Origin of the sequence: Castellaniella denitrificans (assembly GCF_027214045.1) — a bacterium.
Taxonomy (GTDB): domain Bacteria; phylum Pseudomonadota; class Gammaproteobacteria; order Burkholderiales; family Burkholderiaceae_B; genus Castellaniella; species Castellaniella denitrificans_A.
Genome location: NZ_JAPWHE010000008.1, coordinates 47337 through 61438, shown reverse-complemented (window position 1 = coordinate 61438; position 14102 = coordinate 47337). Strand labels below are relative to the sequence as shown.

Here is a 14102-nt window from a genome sequence, read left to right as displayed (position 1 = left end):
CCTGAAAATGCCCTCCGCCGCCGTTCCTGATGCCGATCCGTCCGATCCGCAGTCCGCTTTTTGTGATGCCGACGCCTGCCCCATTCCCCAGGCGCCGCCGCGCGTGCGCCTGATCGCCATCGGCGACGAGATCCTGTCGGGACGCCGTCAGGACAAACATTTCGCCAAGCTGATCGAACTGCTGCAGGCGCGCGGACTGCGGTTGCACGCCGCCGAATTCATTTCCGACGACGAGGACGACATCGTCGAATGCCTGCGACGCAGCTTCGCGACGCCTGACCTGGTGTTCTGCTGCGGCGGCATCGGCGCCACGCCCGACGACCGCACCCGTCAGGCCGCCGCGCGCGCCCTCGGAGTGCCGCTGGCGCTGCACCCCGAGGCCGCCCGCCTGATCGGCGAGCGTTGCGCCGAAATGGCGGCCAAGGGCCAGGGAAGCGCGGACATGTCCACACCGGAAAACCAGCAGCGTCTGCAGATGGGCGTGTTCCCCGCCGGCGCGGAAATCATCCCGAACAGCTACAACAGGATTCCTGGCTTTTTCATCCGGAACCACAGTTTCATGCCCGGATTCCCGGTGATGGCGCACGCGATGATGGCCTGGACGCTCGATACGCGCTATGCCCGGTGGCACCATCGCGAGTCCAGGGTCGAACACGCTTTCCTGGTGTTCGGCCTGCCGGAATCACGCATCACACCGGCCCTGGAATCGCTCGAACGGCGCTGGCAGGGCATCCGGGCCTTCAGCCTGCCGAACGTCGGCGATTCGGGTGGTCACCCCCACATCGAACTGGGGGTCAAGGGCGACCCGGAGGCCGCCGCGCAGGCGCTGGCCTGGCTGCGGACCGAGGTACTGTCCCTGGGCGGGCGGCTCGAGCCGCCCGTCTGACCAGGCGTCGGAGACAGGGCGGCGCGGGTGTCCACGGCCGCCAGAAAATGCTTGCCATGCGATAGGTTTTTTCATAGTATGGAAAAATGGCGCGATGCAACAAAGCGAACCCATGGCACGTCTTCCCCATACTTCCACTCCATCCTCACACGGCACACCGGCACTCGCCGCGGCTGCCGGCGATCATGGCGCGGTGACGATCCAGGTCCTGGATCGCGCCATGCGCATCCTGGATGTCCTGGCCGGACAGCGCGACCCGGTCACGTTGAAGGATCTGTCGGCCGCCACGGGCCTGCACGCCTCGACGGCGCACCGCATCCTGGCCGACCTGGCCGTAGGCCGCTACGTCGAACGCGTCGACAGCGGCCTGTACCGTCTGGGCATGCGCCTGCTGGAACTCGGCTCTCTGGTCAAGGGGCGGCTGGATGTGCGCACGGCGGCCATCGGCCCGATGCGCGAACTGCACCGCCAGACCGGCCAGACCGTCAACCTGTCGCTCGTCCAGGGCGACGAGATCGTCTACATCGAGCGCGCCTGGAGCGAACGGTCCGGCATGCAGGTGGTGCGCGCCATCGGCGGGCGGGCGCCGCTGCATCTGACTTCCACCGGCAAGCTGTTCCTGTCCGTGTGGGACGCCCGCAGCGTGCGCAGCTACGCCATGCGCACGGGGCTGGCCGGCACCACGCGCAACAGCATCACTCAGGTCGATCAACTGGAACGTGAACTCGCTCTGGTGCGCCGGCATGGCTATTCGCGCGACAACGAGGAACTCGAACTCGGCGTGCGCTGCATCGCGGCCGGTGTCCATGACGATACCGGGGCGCTGCTGGCCGGGCTGTCCCTGTCGGCCCCCGCCGAGCGCATGCGCGACGACTGGATTCCGCTGCTGATGAGCACCAGCGCCCGTATTTCCGAAGCCCTGGGCTACGAGGCGCAGCACTGAATCCCGCTCCGGTTCAATCATTTTGTTGCGACGCAACAAAATGAGTTGACATCCTTTTGAATTTCTATAAAATTTCATTTGTGCGTTGCAGCAAAATGCTGCGATCGAGAAGGTGCCGGGCATCGTGCCTCTGAGGAAACCTTCTACCATTGACAAGGAGTCATCATGAGCGCGAATCAACAATCCCTGCTGGCCTCTCAAAAGGCCGTCATCGACAATCTGCTGGCCGTCCAGGGCACGTTCTTCAGCGGTTTCGAAAAGCTGGTCGACCTGAACCTGAAAGCCACCAAGGCCGCTCTGGAAGACGTCGCCCAGAAGTCTCAGGAAGCCGCCGAACTGAAGGACGCGCAGGAACTGCTGGCCTTCACCTCGGCCCTGGTCCGTCCGGAGCAGGCCGTGGCCTACGGCAAGGACGTCTACGAAATCCTGGCCGACATCCAGGGCGACCTGAGCAAGCTGGCCGAAGCCCAGCTGTCCCAGGGCCAGAAGCAGATGTCCGATGTGGTCGAGCAGTTCGCCCGCAACGCCCCCACCGGCTCCGAAGGCGCCGTGGCGCTGCTGAAGTCCTCGCTGGCCACTGCCACCAACGCCTACGAATCCGCCTCCAAGGCGGCCCGCCAGGCCGCCAACGCCGCGGAATCGAACTTCGCCGCCGCGACCAACGCCACGCTGAAGGCCGCCGCCGACGTCGGCAAGGCCACCAAGGCCGGTTCGCGTTCGCGCCGCGCCGCCTGATATCCACAGGCATCGCCGGCCGACCGCCAGGCCGGCCATCCAAGAAGCCCCGGGACGAAAGCCCCGGGGCTTCTTTTTTGCGCGATCAGCGGGCGCAAGCCTGCGCGGCGTGGGGGGGCCTTTTTCCGCCGAGCCGCCCCAAGGAAAAAAGCGCCCCCTTTGGGGGCAGCAAGCGGGCGCAAGCCTGCGCGGCGTGGGGGTTCCTTTTCCTCGTATACTCGCCCAGAGGCGACCATCAGGCCGTCCGCTCCGCCGGTGCAGCGACACGGCGGGGATTCTCCTGTCGATCATCCCGTTTCGAGGACCCATGGCGATTTCCTCCGTGCGCCGTTCTTTTCTGTGGTGGGGCCTGGCGACACTGCTGATCCTGGGCGCGTGGGGCTGGTGGTCGGGCCGCCCTGCGCCGACCGCCGCCGCGGAAAACACGCGGGCGGCCCCGGTCCTGGTGCATACGGCCACCGTGGCAGCCCGCGACATGCCCATCCGGCTCCAGGGGCTGGGCGCGATCCAGGCCTGGGCCAGCGTGACGGTACGCGCGCGCATCGATGGCCAGCTGGAGTCGGTGGGCTTTCGTGAAGGCGAGGTCGTGCGCCGGGGCCAGGTCATCGCCAGGCTCGATGACCGCGTCCAGAAGGCCCAGCTGGCCCAGGCCGTCGCCCAGCGAGCGCGCGACCAGGCGCAACTGGACAATGCCCGCGAGGATCTGGCGCGTTACGTCGAACTGGCCCGCCATGGCGCCATCGACCGCAAGACCCTGGACACCCAGCGCGCCCAGGTCGAGGTGCTGCGGGCCACGATCCAGTCCGACGAGGCCCAGATCCAGGCTGCGCGCGTCCAGCTGGACTACACCCGCATCACGGCCCCTCTGACGGGGCGCACCGGGGCCCTGCAGGTGGACCCGGGCAACCTGGTCCGCGCGACGGATGCCGCAGGACTGGTGCTGATCAACCAGATCGACCCGGTCGCCGTCAGTTTCACCGTGCCCGACACGGCTTTCGCCGAGGTCCAGGCCGCCCTCCGCGTGGCCGGCCCTTCCTCCCCTGGACTGACGGTCGAAGTCTACGGTCGGGGACAGTCGCAACGGCTGGGGCAGGGTGCGCTGGTCCTGATGGACAACCGGATCGACGCCGCCAGCGGCACTTTGCGCCTGAAGGCCCGGCTGGATAATCCCGATCAGGCCTTGTGGCCGGGGCAGACCGTGGATGTGCGGCTGATCCTGGGGGACCGGGCGGGCGCCCTGGTGGTGCCGGAGTCCGCCGTGCAGCGCGGCGCCGAAGGGCTGTTCGTCTACGTGGTGGATCCGGACGGCCGGGTACGCCTGCAGGCGGTGCGTACGGCCGTGGTCCAGGACGGCCTGGCCGTGGTGGACGATGGGCTGTACGCGGGGCAACGCATCGTGATCGATGGCCAGTACAAGCTGCGGCCCGGCTTGAAGATCGCCGAAATCTCGGCCGGAGCGGCCACGCCGGCAGGCGATGAACCCGCATCCGCCGCGCCGGGGAATGCCTCGTGAACATCTCCGAACCCTTCATCCGGCGCCCCATCGGCACTTCGCTGCTGGCGATGGCCTTGTTCCTGCTGGGCCTGGCGGTGTTCCCGCTGCTGCCGGTGGCACCGCTGCCTCAAGTCGATTTCCCCACCATCCAGGTCACTGCCAAGCTGCCCGGCGGCAATCCGGAAACCATGGCCACCAGCGTGGCCCAGCCGCTGGAACGGGAATTCGCCAGCATTCCCGGCCTGGTGCAGATGAGCTCGGAGAATGCGCTGGGTTCGTCGCGCATCACGCTGCAGTTCGCGCTGGATCGCAACATCGACGGCGCCGCCCTGGACGTGCAGAGCGCCATCAACGCGGCCTCGCGCCAACTGCCCTCGAACCTCTCCAGTCCGCCGACGTTCCGCAAGGTCAACCCGGCGGATTTCTCCATCCTGATCCTGTCGGTGCAGTCCGATGTGTTGCCCGTCACCGAAGTCAACGACTTCGCCGACAACATCCTGGCCCAGCAATTGTCGCGGGTCGAGGGCGTCGGCCAGGTGAACATCTTCGGGCAGCAGAAGCCGGCCATCCGGATCCAGGTCGATCCGCGAAAGATCGCCGCATTGGGCCTGGACCTGGAATCGATCCGCGGCGTGATCGCCACCACCACGGTCAATCAGCCCAAGGGCACGATCGACGGCAGCCGTCAGAGCTATACCATCTACACCAACGATCAGGTGCTGGAAGCGGCGCCCTGGAACGATGTGATCGTCGCCTGGCGCAACGGCGCGCCAGTGCGGGTGCGCGACATCGGCCAGGCGGTGCCGGGACCGGAAGACACGAAACAGGCCGCCTGGGCCTTCGCGGGTCGTGGGGCCGGGCCGGGCGACGTATCCTGGAACGGGCGTTCCCTGGTGATGGGGATCACCAAGCAGCCGGGCGCCAACGTCATCGACACGGTCGAGCGCGTCCGCGCGGAACTGCCGCGCCTGATGGCGTCCATGCCGGCCAGCATCCAGGTCAGCACCCTGATCGACCGTACCCAGAACATCCGCGCCTCGGTCCACGAGGTCGAATTCACGCTGTTGCTGTCAATCGCGCTGGTGGTGCTGGTGATCTTCATGTTCCTGCGCAACGTCGCGGGCACGCTGATCGCCAGCGCTACGGTGCCGCTGGCCCTGATGGGCACCTTCGCCCTGATGTATGTGGCCGGCTACAGCCTGGACAACCTGTCGCTGATGGCGCTGACGATCTCCGTGGGCTTCGTGATCGACGACGCCGTGGTCATGCTGGAGAACATCTGGCGCCACGTGGAAGAGGGCATGACACCCATGGAGGCGGCGCTGAAGGGCGCGCGCGAGATCGGCTTCACCATCGTGTCGATCTCGGTGTCGCTGATGGCGGTGTTCATTCCCCTCCTGCTGATGGGCGGCATCGTGGGGCGGCTGTTCCGCGAATTCGCCGTGACCGTCACCATGACCGTGGCGATCTCCGTGCTGGTGACGCTCTGCCTGACGCCGATGCTGTGTTCGCGCTATCTGCGCAATCCGCGGCAGGCCGCGCATGGGCGGCTGTACCAGGCCTTCGAGCGCGGCTTCGACCGCATGCTGGCGGTCTACAGGCGGGGACTGGACCACGCGCTGGACCACCAGTTCGCCACGCTGTGCGTCTTCCTGGCGACGGTGGCCGCGTCCGCCGCGCTGTTCATCCTGATTCCGAAGGGCTTCTTCCCGCAGCAGGACACGGGCGCGATCTTCGGTCTGGCCGAATCGTCGCAGGACAGCTCTTTCGACGCCATGAACCAGCGCATGCTGGCCCTGGCCGACGTGCTGCGCGAGGACCCGGACGTCGCCGCCTTCGGCATGAGCAGCAATGCGCCGACCTTCAATACCGGGCGTTTCTTCATCAGCCTGAAGCCGCGCGAGGCCGGGCGGCGCGCCAGCGCCGACGAGGTCATCCGCCGGCTGCGGCCGCGGCTGGAGCACGTGCCCGGGGTGCGGCTGTTCATGCAGGCGGGCCAGGACATCAACGTCGGCGGGCGCCTGTCGCGCACCCAGTACCAGTACACCCTGACCAGCGCCAACCTGGAAGAGCTGAACACCTGGGCGCCACGGTTGCTGGAACGTTTCCGCGGCCTGCCGCAACTGGCCGATCTGGCGACCGACCAGCAGAACGGCGCCAACACCGCGATGGTCACGATCGACCGCGGCCGCGCAGCCATGTTCGGCATCACGCCGGCCATGATCGACGGCACGATCTACAACGCCCTGGGCCAGCGCCAGGTGGCGCAGTATTCCACCCAGATCAACAGCTACCAGGTCGTTCTGGAAATCACCCCTGAACTGCAGTCGGATCCGGCCGTGTTCTCGCACCTGTACGTCAAGTCGCCGCTGACCGGCGAGCAGGTGCCGCTATCCAGCCTGACCCGGGTGGACACGTCGAAACCGGGCTTTCTGTCGATCAACCACCAGGGCCAGTTTCCGGCGGTGACGATCTCGTTCAACCTGGCCGCCGGCTATTCGCTGGGTCAGGCGGTGGACGCCATCCACGCGGCGCAGGCCGCCATGGGCCTGCCGCTGTCGATCCAGGGGGCTTTCCAGGGCACGGCCAAGGTCTTCCAGGAATCCCTGGCGACCCAGCCCTACCTGATCGCCGCCGCCCTGGTGGCCGTGTACATCGTGCTGGGCCTGCTGTACGAAAGCTACATCCATCCCCTGACCATCCTGTCCACCCTGCCATCGGCGGGCGTGGGGGCGCTGCTGATCCTGATGGGCAGCGGCTTCGACCTGAGCGTGATCGCGATCATCGGCATCCTGCTGCTGATCGGTATCGTCAAGAAGAACGGCATCATGCTGATCGACTTCGCCCTGGTGGCCGAGCGCCAGCAGGGCCTGTCCCCGCGCGACGCCATCTACCAGGCCTGCCTGCTGCGTTTCCGGCCCATCATGATGACCACGATGTGCGCCCTGCTGGCGGGCCTGCCGCTGATGCTGGGCACAGGTGCCGGGTCCGAACTGCGCCAGCCGCTGGGCTACACGATGGTGGGCGGCCTGATCCTGTCGCAGGCGCTGACCCTGTTCACGACGCCGGTGGTGTATCTGTACCTGGACCGCCTGCATCACCGCTACGCGCGTGGCCGTGCGCTGAAAAAGGCACATAGGCTGCGGCGCGCGCGGGGAGGCAAGGCGGCTTAGCCGAGGACCGCTTGCCGCGACGTCGCTCGATGGGGTATGGCGGCGCCGTGTCCGGCTGCGGGCATGGGCGCCGGTGTCAGGCCGTTTCCAGCGCCCGCACGCATTCGGCGATCAGCGCCGGTCCCCGGTAGATCAGCCCGGTGTAGAGCTGCACCGCGTCGGCTCCGGCCCGGACCTTTTCCACGGCCTGACGGCCGGATTCGATGCCGCCTACGCCGATGATCGCCGTGTCCCGGCCCAGGTGTTCGCGCAGTCGGCTGATCACGGCCAGCGACATTTCGTGCACGGGCGGCCCGGACAGGCCGCCGGCCTCGTCCTCGTGGGGCAGGCCGCGCACGGCCTCGCGCGACAGGGTGGTGTTGGTGGCGATGATGCCGTCGATGCCGTGGCGCGGGACCAGTTCCGCGACGGCGTCGATTTCCCCGGTCTCCAGGTCGGGCGCGATCTTGATCACCAGCGGTGTGCGCCGGCCATGGCGGTCGGCCAGGATTTCGCGGCGTTCCCGCAGGGCGCCCAGCAGCGCGTCGAGCGCGTCGTGGCTCTGCAGGCTGCGCAGGTTGCGCGTGTTGGGCGAGGAAATGTTGACCGTGACGTAGTCCGCGTGGGGATACACGCCGTCCAGGCACCGCAGGTAGTCGTCCACGGCATGTTCGATCGGGGTGTCGGCGTTCTTGCCGATGTTCAGTCCCAGGATGCCGCCGTGCCGGCGCCACTGGCTGCGTCGGACATTGGCGACGAAGGTGTCCAGGCCGTCGTTGTTGAAGCCCATGCGGTTGATCAGGCAGCGCGCGCGCGGCAGGCGGAACATGCGCGGTTTCGGGTTGCCGGGCTGGGCGCGCGGAGTGACGGTGCCGACCTCGATGAAGCCGAAGCCCAGGGCGGCCAGGCCGTCGATGCAGGCGCCGTTCTTGTCCAGCCCCGCCGCCAGGCCGACGGGGTTGCGCAGCGGCAGGCCCATGACGGTGCGAGGCAGGATGGGCTGCCGCGCGGCCAGCAGTCGCGCCATGTCGCAACCCTGGGTGCGTTGCAGCGCCCGCAGGGTCCATTCGTGGGCCTGTTCGGGGTCCATGGAGAACAGGGCGGCGCGCGCCAGAGGGTAGGCTTGGAACAGCAAGGACATGGGTCGGAACGGATCGGTTGGGTGGGGAACGACGCGCGCCGGCCCGGGATCAGTCGCCGTCTGGCGGCGGTTCGGCCCAGACCCCGCCGCGCAGGATCTGATGCGGCCTGAAACGCGATTTATAGGCCATTTTACGGCTTTCCCCGATCCAGTAGCCCAGATACAGCCAGGGCAGGCCCAGGCGGTCGGCGTAGTCCAGTTGCCAGAGGATGCCGTAGGTGCCCAGGCTGCCGCGCCAGTCGGGATCGTAGAAGGTATAGACGGCCGACAGACCGTGGTCGATGCGGTCCATGATGGCCACCATGCGCAGCGCGCCTGCGTCATCGTGGAATTCGGCCATCTCGGAATGGACCCGGCTGGTCAGGAGGAACTGGGTGTATTGGGCCTGGTCGTCCTGGTCCATGCCGGCGCCGGGGTGACGCCGTTTCTGGTAGCGCAGATACAGGTCGAAATGCCGGGCGTCCCAGTGCAGTGGCGCCAGGCGGGTCGAAAGGGCAGGCCGCAGGCGTCGCCAGAGCTTGCCCTGGGTGCGGTCGCGCCGGAAGCGCTGGACGTCGATGCGAATGGGAATGCAGGCCTGGCATTGTTCGCAGGCGGGCTTGTAGGTGAACAGGCCGCTGCGGCGAAAGCCCTGTTCGATCAGGCGTGCGTAGGCGGATTCATCCACCAGATGGGTGGGCGCGGCGACCTCGGAACGCGCCATGCGGCCGGGCAGGTAGCTGCACGGGTAGGCGGCGGTGGTGTAGAACTGCAGGCGTCGGAAGACGGATTCGCTGGGATTGCTCATGAGTCGGGCCGAAGTGGCGACCGATTCATTGTGGCATCGGTCGCGCGGGAAGGCCAGACGGTGGCGCGTCCAGGCGGCCGTCGGCCCGCAGGCGCCCGCTCCCCCAGGCCGGAGCGGGGGCGTCCCGGCCCGCCGCCAGCATCGCCAGGAAATCCGGCCGGACCACGGGCCGCGCCCCCAGGCTGGCCAGATGGGGGGTTTCCTGCTGGCAGTCGATCCAGGGCGCGCCCCGCGCCTGCAGATGACGCACCAGGTAGGCCAGGGCGATCTTGCTGGCGTCGGCGGCCAGGCTGAACATGGATTCGCCGAAAAAGCATTGTCCCAGGCCGACGCCGTAGAGCCCGCCCGCCAGCCGGCCGCCGATCCAGGTCTCGACGCTGTGGGCATGGCCCATGCGGTGCCAGGCGGTGTAGACGGCCATGATGTCCGGGGTGATCCAGGTGCCGTCCCGACCCTGCGCCGCGCCGGTTTCCCGCCATGCCCGGCCGGCGCGGGCGGCGCCCAGGCCGATGTGCGGGGCGCCGCGCCGGGCGCATCGGGCGATCACCTCGGGAAAGGCCTGGTTCAGGGTGACGCACAGGTCGGGGGTCGAACCATCGGCGGCGGCCCGGTCGAACTGGCGGACGCGCTTGGCCAACGATCGACCGAGATGAAAATCCTCGCAGCGCAGCACCATGCGCGGATCGGGGCTCCACCACAGCACCGGCTCACCGGGGCTATACCAGGGAAACAGTCCCTTGCGGTAGGCTTCGCGCAGCCGGGCGGGCGAAAGATCCCGCCCAGCCGCCGCCAGACCGCTGGCGGGTATCGACGCGCGGGTCGGGTCGGGCAGGGGATCGTGGTCTTCGATCCAGACGATCGTCATGGCGGCGTCGCGGTTTCGGCTGATGTCACGTCCCGCCCGTTCAATCCGGAAAACGCAGATCGATGGCGTAGTGGTGGGTGGGAAAGCTTCCCTGGGCGCGGTCCCGCAGATAATGCTCCAGCGTCGTGCTGACCGTGCGGAAGGCCAGGTCGCGCCAGGGAATTTCGTCCAGACTGAAGAAGGCGGCCTCCAGGGTTTCCGGTCCCGGCGCCAGATGCGGTCCCAGCACGTCGGCCAGGTAGTACAGATGGACCTGGTTGACCGAGGGCACGTCGATCACCGTGAGCAGGGACCGGATCCGGATGCGCGCGCCGGATTCTTCCTGGTTCTCGCGCGCGGCGCCCTGTTCGGTGGTCTCGCCCAGTTCCATGAAGCCGGCCGGCAGTGTCCATTTGCCGTGGCGCGGCTCGATGGCGCGGCGGCACAGCAGCACCCGGTCGTCCAGGATCGGCACCACGCCGACCACGTTGCGCGGGTTCTGATAATGGACCGCGCCGCAGTGGGTGCACAGGTCGCGGATGCGATTGTCGTCCGGCGGGATTTCCCGGCTGAGCGCGTGTCCGCACTGCGAGCAGAATTGCTGGGAGCGGGGCGCGGGATGGTAGAAGGCGGGATCGGGCGAAGTCATAGGGGGATTTTAGCCTGCGGCGGTTTTTCTCATGGCCGGCGCACGAATCCCAGCGTGGCCTCGAGATCGTGGGTTGCCAGCAGGCCCAGCGGCGCATCCGTCGGGATGTCGCCCTCGCCGGCGCTGGCCAGACGCACGGTGATCCCGGCGGGCTCGGGCCGTTCCAGCCAGTCGTCCAGCGGCCGGCCGCCAGCCGTGCGCAGCGCGTCGATTACCCGGGCCAGGTCGCGGTCCGCCACCAGGCCGGCGCCCTGGCCGGAGCCGGAGTACAGGCGACCCTCGGGGTCCAGCCACCAGCGCGTCACGGGGCCATAGTCCCGGCCGGTGTGGGTCCGCAGTCTCGGGCGGCCCTGCGTGTCTGTGTCCAGATTCAGGATCCAGGGCGCGCCGTCCAGCCGCACATAGACGCGTTGCGGGCCATTTTGGAAAAACCAGCGGCCCGTGTCGTCCGCCTGGTAGTTGCGGCCGATGAAGGCCACGATCCGCGGGCTGGTGATGGCTTCGCCGGGCTCCTCGTCCGGCGCGCCCCAGCCCCGTCCGCAGGGGTGCAGACGCCATTGTCCGCGCACGGACAGTGACAGCCAGCCGCGCACGGCCGGCACATCCGGCCAGCGGGCCATGGCGGCGATGACTTGATCGTCCATCTCGGTGTTCCGGATTGCAGTCGATCCGGGCAGTGTATCCGAGCCGCGCCCGCGCGGCGCCAGGCCCGGTGGGGCGTAGAATGGCCTTTTGGACGCATCGCCTGAACATATCATGGATACCCCGCAGGCCTCCGCCCCTCCCCCCGGTCTGGATCCCGCCGCCCTCCGGGCCTTCGTCGACGACACCTGGGACCGGGAAATCGTGCCCGCCCTGGCGGACTACATCGCGGTTCCCGCCAAGAGTCCCGCCTTTGACGCCGAATGGGCGGCCCACGGCCACATCGACCGCGTAGTGGAAGAAGCCGCGCGCTGGGCGCGGACGCGGCGGATCCAGGGGCTGTCGATCGAGGTGGTCCGCCTGCCGGGCCGCACGCCGGTCCTGTGGTTCGAGGCCCCCGCGACGCGGCGGGACGATGGCGACGCGGTGCTGATGTATGGCCATCTGGACAAGCAGCCGGAATTTTCCGGCTGGCGCGCCGGCCTGGGGCCGTGGACGCCGGTGATGCGCGACGGCAGGCTCTACGGCCGGGGCGGCGCCGACGACGGCTACGCCGTCTACGCATCGCTCACCGCCATCGAGGCGCTGGACCGTCAGGGCGTCCCCCGTCCGCGTTGTGTCGGCCTGATCGAGACCTGCGAGGAATCCGGCAGCTACGATCTGCTGCCCTACATCGACGCCCTGCGCGACCGGTTGGGCCGCGTCGCCCTGGTGGTCTGCCTGGATTCGGGGGCCGGCAATTATGACCAGCTCTGGATGACGACCTCGCTGCGCGGCCTGGTGACCGGCACGCTGGAAGTCCAGGTGCTCGACGAAGGCGTGCATTCGGGCGATTCCAGCGGCGTGGTGCCGTCCAGCTTCCGCATCCTGCGTCATCTGCTGGACCGCCTGGAGGACAGCGGCACGGGCCGCATCCTGCCGGAAAGCTTCCATTGCGACATCCCGGCCGAGCGCGCCGAACAGGCCCGGGCGGCCGCCCGCATCCTGGGCGACGAGGTCTGGAAGCGCTTCCCCTGGAGCTGCGGCGCCGAGGGCGGCGTGGTCCTTCCCATGGCGACGGAGCCGCAGCAGGCGCTGCTGAACCGCACCTGGAGGCCGACCCTGTCCGTCACCGGGGCCGAGGGCCTGCCGCCACTGGCCAGCGCCGGCAACGTGCTGCGGCCGCGCACCGCTTTCAAACTGTCCCTGCGCCTGCCGCCACTGGTCGACGCCGGCGCGGCCGCCGTGGCACTGAAACAGTTGCTGGAACAGGACGCGCCCTACAGTGCCCGCGTCTTGTTCCAGCCCGACCCCGGAGTGGCCAGCGGCTGGAATGCGCCGCAGTCGGCCCCCTGGCTGAACGACGCGCTGGACGCGGCGTCCCGGCGGTATTTTGACGCCCCTTGTGGCTATATCGGACAGGGCGGCACGATTCCGCTGATGAGCCTGCTGCGCCAGGGCTTTCCGTCCGCGCAGTTCATGGTCTGCGGCGTTTTGGGGCCGCAGTCCAATGCGCACGGCCCCAACGAGTTCCTGCACGTGCCGTACGCCAGGCGTCTGACGGCGGCGGTGGCCCAGGCCATGGCGGTCCTGCCGGGAGCCCATGGCGATGCGTGACGCGCAGACCGTTGCGACGCCCTGGGCCCAGGCCTGGCGCCAACAGTTGCGCGCGCATCGGGTCGCGGCCCTGGGTCTGGGTGTGGCGCTGTTGGCCGTGCTTTGGCTGCTGCTTGCCAGCGGCGCCGAATCGTTCACGGAAGGCAACCGGGGTTTCGCGGGGTACGCGGCCCTGGGCGGTGTCGCCGGATTCGGCGCCACGACGCTGGGCGCGCTGCTGGCGCTGGGCCTTCGGTCCGTCGAGACGCGCGCCCAGGATTGCATGCTGGGATTCGCCGCCGGGATGATGCTGGCCGCCAGTTCGTTCTCGCTCATCCTGCCCGGCCTGGACGCGGCCCGCGAACTGCTGGACAGTGGCGCGGGTGCGGCGCTGACGGTCGCGATCGGGCTGGGCCTGGGGGTGCTGTTGATGCTGGGGCTGGATTACTTTACGCCCCATCAGCATGAAAGTTCCGGCGCCCATGGCCCGGCCGCCGCACGCATCGGCGGCGTCTGGCTGTTCGTGCTGGCCATCATTCTGCACAACTTGCCCGAAGGCATGGCGATCGGCGTGGGTTTCGCCCGAGGCGATCTTGCGGTCGGACTGCCCCTGACCACGGCCATCGCCATCCAGGACATTCCCGAGGGCCTGGCCGTGGCCTTGGCGTTGCGGGCCATCGGCTTGCCGCTGGGCAAGGCAGTCCTGATCGCCGTCGCCTCCGGCCTGATGGAACCCTTGGGCGCCCTGGTGGGCGTGGGCATCGCCAGCGGCCTGCCGATCGCCTATCCGGTCAGTCTGGGCCTGGCGGCGGGCGCGATGATCTTCGTGGTGTCCCACGAGGTCATCCCCGAGACCCACCGCAACGGCCATCAGACGGCGGCTACCGTCGGCCTGATGGCCGGTTTCGCCGTGATGATGTTCCTGGATACCGCGCTCGGGTAGGGCGCCGCGCCATGACGGCGCATAGGGCCGGTGTCGTGCCGGATGATTGGATATGTGCGTCGTATGTGTGTGTTATTCTGTTGGATGTCTGCCGCGACGTACAGAATGATTCCATCAAAAACGCGCGGCATACGACGATGATTTTCTTCCTTTTGCCAAGCGTTCCCGGTCTACGGGCTATTTGTTTCGGCATCCCCTCGTTCGCAGCGAACACCCCTGCGGACCAGCCCCAGGCAGATTTCAACCGCCCGCGCTTTGCGCACTCACTGTTTTTATTGGATGCCCGGCCACCGTCGCCGGCATCGAAAGG

General features: G+C 68.2%; 12 protein-coding genes. 7 read left to right on the top strand and 5 right to left on the bottom strand.

The annotated features are described in order from the left end of the window. The first annotated feature begins 7 nt into the window (after positions 1 to 7). From O4H32_RS11360 to O4H32_RS11340, 5 genes are all read left to right on the top strand, one after another. The gene (locus tag O4H32_RS11360) at positions 8 to 886 is read left to right on the top strand and encodes a competence/damage-inducible protein A (RefSeq protein WP_269359260.1); all 879 of its coding nucleotides are present in this window, start codon (positions 8 to 10) and stop codon (positions 884 to 886) included. Positions 887 to 998: 112 nt separating this feature from the next. Further along, positions 999 to 1829 carry an IclR family transcriptional regulator gene (locus O4H32_RS11355; RefSeq protein ID WP_269359258.1) on the top strand — a complete coding sequence of 277 codons (831 nt, stop codon included), beginning with the start codon at positions 999 to 1001 and terminating at the stop codon, positions 1827 to 1829. Between the two features lie 165 nt (positions 1830 to 1994). Beyond that, complete coding sequence (phaP, locus tag O4H32_RS11350; RefSeq protein ID WP_269359257.1) at positions 1995 to 2564, top strand: TIGR01841 family phasin; 570 nt, start codon at positions 1995 to 1997, stop codon at positions 2562 to 2564. 307 nt (positions 2565 to 2871) lie between these two features. Next, positions 2872 to 4077 carry an efflux RND transporter periplasmic adaptor subunit gene (locus tag O4H32_RS11345; RefSeq protein WP_269359255.1) on the top strand — a complete coding sequence of 402 codons (1206 nt, stop codon included), beginning with the start codon at positions 2872 to 2874 and terminating at the stop codon, positions 4075 to 4077. Next, entirely contained in the window at positions 4074 to 7232 is a 3159-nt protein-coding gene (locus O4H32_RS11340; RefSeq protein ID WP_269359253.1) for an efflux RND transporter permease subunit, read from the top strand. The genes O4H32_RS11345 and O4H32_RS11340 overlap by 4 nt, the downstream gene beginning before the upstream one ends. 76 nt (positions 7233 to 7308) lie before the next feature. Here O4H32_RS11340 and O4H32_RS11335 read toward each other — a convergent pair whose 3' ends face one another. The 5 genes from O4H32_RS11335 to O4H32_RS11315 are packed head-to-tail and all read right to left on the bottom strand — an operon-like array spanning position 7309 to position 11276. Continuing rightward, a complete protein-coding gene (locus O4H32_RS11335; protein ID WP_269359251.1) occupies positions 7309 to 8352 on the bottom strand; it encodes a quinone-dependent dihydroorotate dehydrogenase in 1044 nt (347 codons plus the stop codon). A gap of 49 nt (positions 8353 to 8401) precedes the next feature. After that, a complete protein-coding gene (locus tag O4H32_RS11330; RefSeq protein WP_269359250.1) occupies positions 8402 to 9139 on the bottom strand; it encodes an arginyltransferase in 738 nt (245 codons plus the stop codon). 25 nt (positions 9140 to 9164) lie between these two features. Continuing rightward, positions 9165 to 10004: a leucyl/phenylalanyl-tRNA--protein transferase gene (aat, locus tag O4H32_RS11325; protein ID WP_269359247.1), complete on the bottom strand. Its 840-nt coding sequence runs from the start codon at positions 10002 to 10004 to the stop codon at positions 9165 to 9167. Positions 10005 to 10044: 40 nt separating this feature from the next. Further along, entirely contained in the window at positions 10045 to 10632 is a 588-nt protein-coding gene (locus O4H32_RS11320) for an NUDIX hydrolase (protein ID WP_269359245.1), read from the bottom strand. A gap of 29 nt (positions 10633 to 10661) precedes the next feature. Next, the gene (locus tag O4H32_RS11315) at positions 10662 to 11276 is read right to left on the bottom strand and encodes a DUF2946 family protein (protein WP_269359243.1); all 615 of its coding nucleotides are present in this window, start codon (positions 11274 to 11276) and stop codon (positions 10662 to 10664) included. A gap of 112 nt (positions 11277 to 11388) precedes the next feature. Here O4H32_RS11315 and O4H32_RS11310 point away from each other — a divergent pair, with 112 nt between their 5' ends. Then, positions 11389 to 12870, top strand: coding sequence for a M20 family metallopeptidase (locus O4H32_RS11310; protein WP_269359242.1), 1482 nt, complete (start codon positions 11389 to 11391; stop codon positions 12868 to 12870). Continuing rightward, positions 12863 to 13792, top strand: a complete 930-nt coding sequence (locus tag O4H32_RS11305; protein ID WP_331284292.1) for a ZIP family metal transporter — start codon at positions 12863 to 12865, stop codon at positions 13790 to 13792. The genes O4H32_RS11310 and O4H32_RS11305 overlap by 8 nt, the downstream gene beginning before the upstream one ends. The last annotated feature ends 310 nt before the right edge of the window (positions 13793 to 14102 follow it).

Coding starts and splice junctions, on each gene's coding strand:
- O4H32_RS11315 (WP_269359243.1), bottom strand. CDS start 11,276: ATGGACGATCAAGTCATCGCCGCCATGGCCCGCTGGCCGGATGTGCCG.
- O4H32_RS11345 (WP_269359255.1), top strand. CDS start 2,872: ATGGCGATTTCCTCCGTGCGCCGTTCTTTTCTGTGGTGGGGCCTGGCG.
- phaP (WP_269359257.1), top strand. CDS start 1,995: ATGAGCGCGAATCAACAATCCCTGCTGGCCTCTCAAAAGGCCGTCATC.
- O4H32_RS11360 (WP_269359260.1), top strand. CDS start 8: ATGCCCTCCGCCGCCGTTCCTGATGCCGATCCGTCCGATCCGCAGTCC.
- O4H32_RS11320 (WP_269359245.1), bottom strand. CDS start 10,632: ATGACTTCGCCCGATCCCGCCTTCTACCATCCCGCGCCCCGCTCCCAG.
- aat (WP_269359247.1), bottom strand. CDS start 10,004: ATGACGATCGTCTGGATCGAAGACCACGATCCCCTGCCCGACCCGACC.
- O4H32_RS11330 (WP_269359250.1), bottom strand. CDS start 9,139: ATGAGCAATCCCAGCGAATCCGTCTTCCGACGCCTGCAGTTCTACACC.
- O4H32_RS11335 (WP_269359251.1), bottom strand. CDS start 8,352: ATGTCCTTGCTGTTCCAAGCCTACCCTCTGGCGCGCGCCGCCCTGTTC.
- O4H32_RS11355 (WP_269359258.1), top strand. CDS start 999: ATGGCACGTCTTCCCCATACTTCCACTCCATCCTCACACGGCACACCG.
- O4H32_RS11310 (WP_269359242.1), top strand. CDS start 11,389: ATGGATACCCCGCAGGCCTCCGCCCCTCCCCCCGGTCTGGATCCCGCC.
- O4H32_RS11305 (WP_331284292.1), top strand. CDS start 12,863: ATGCGTGACGCGCAGACCGTTGCGACGCCCTGGGCCCAGGCCTGGCGC.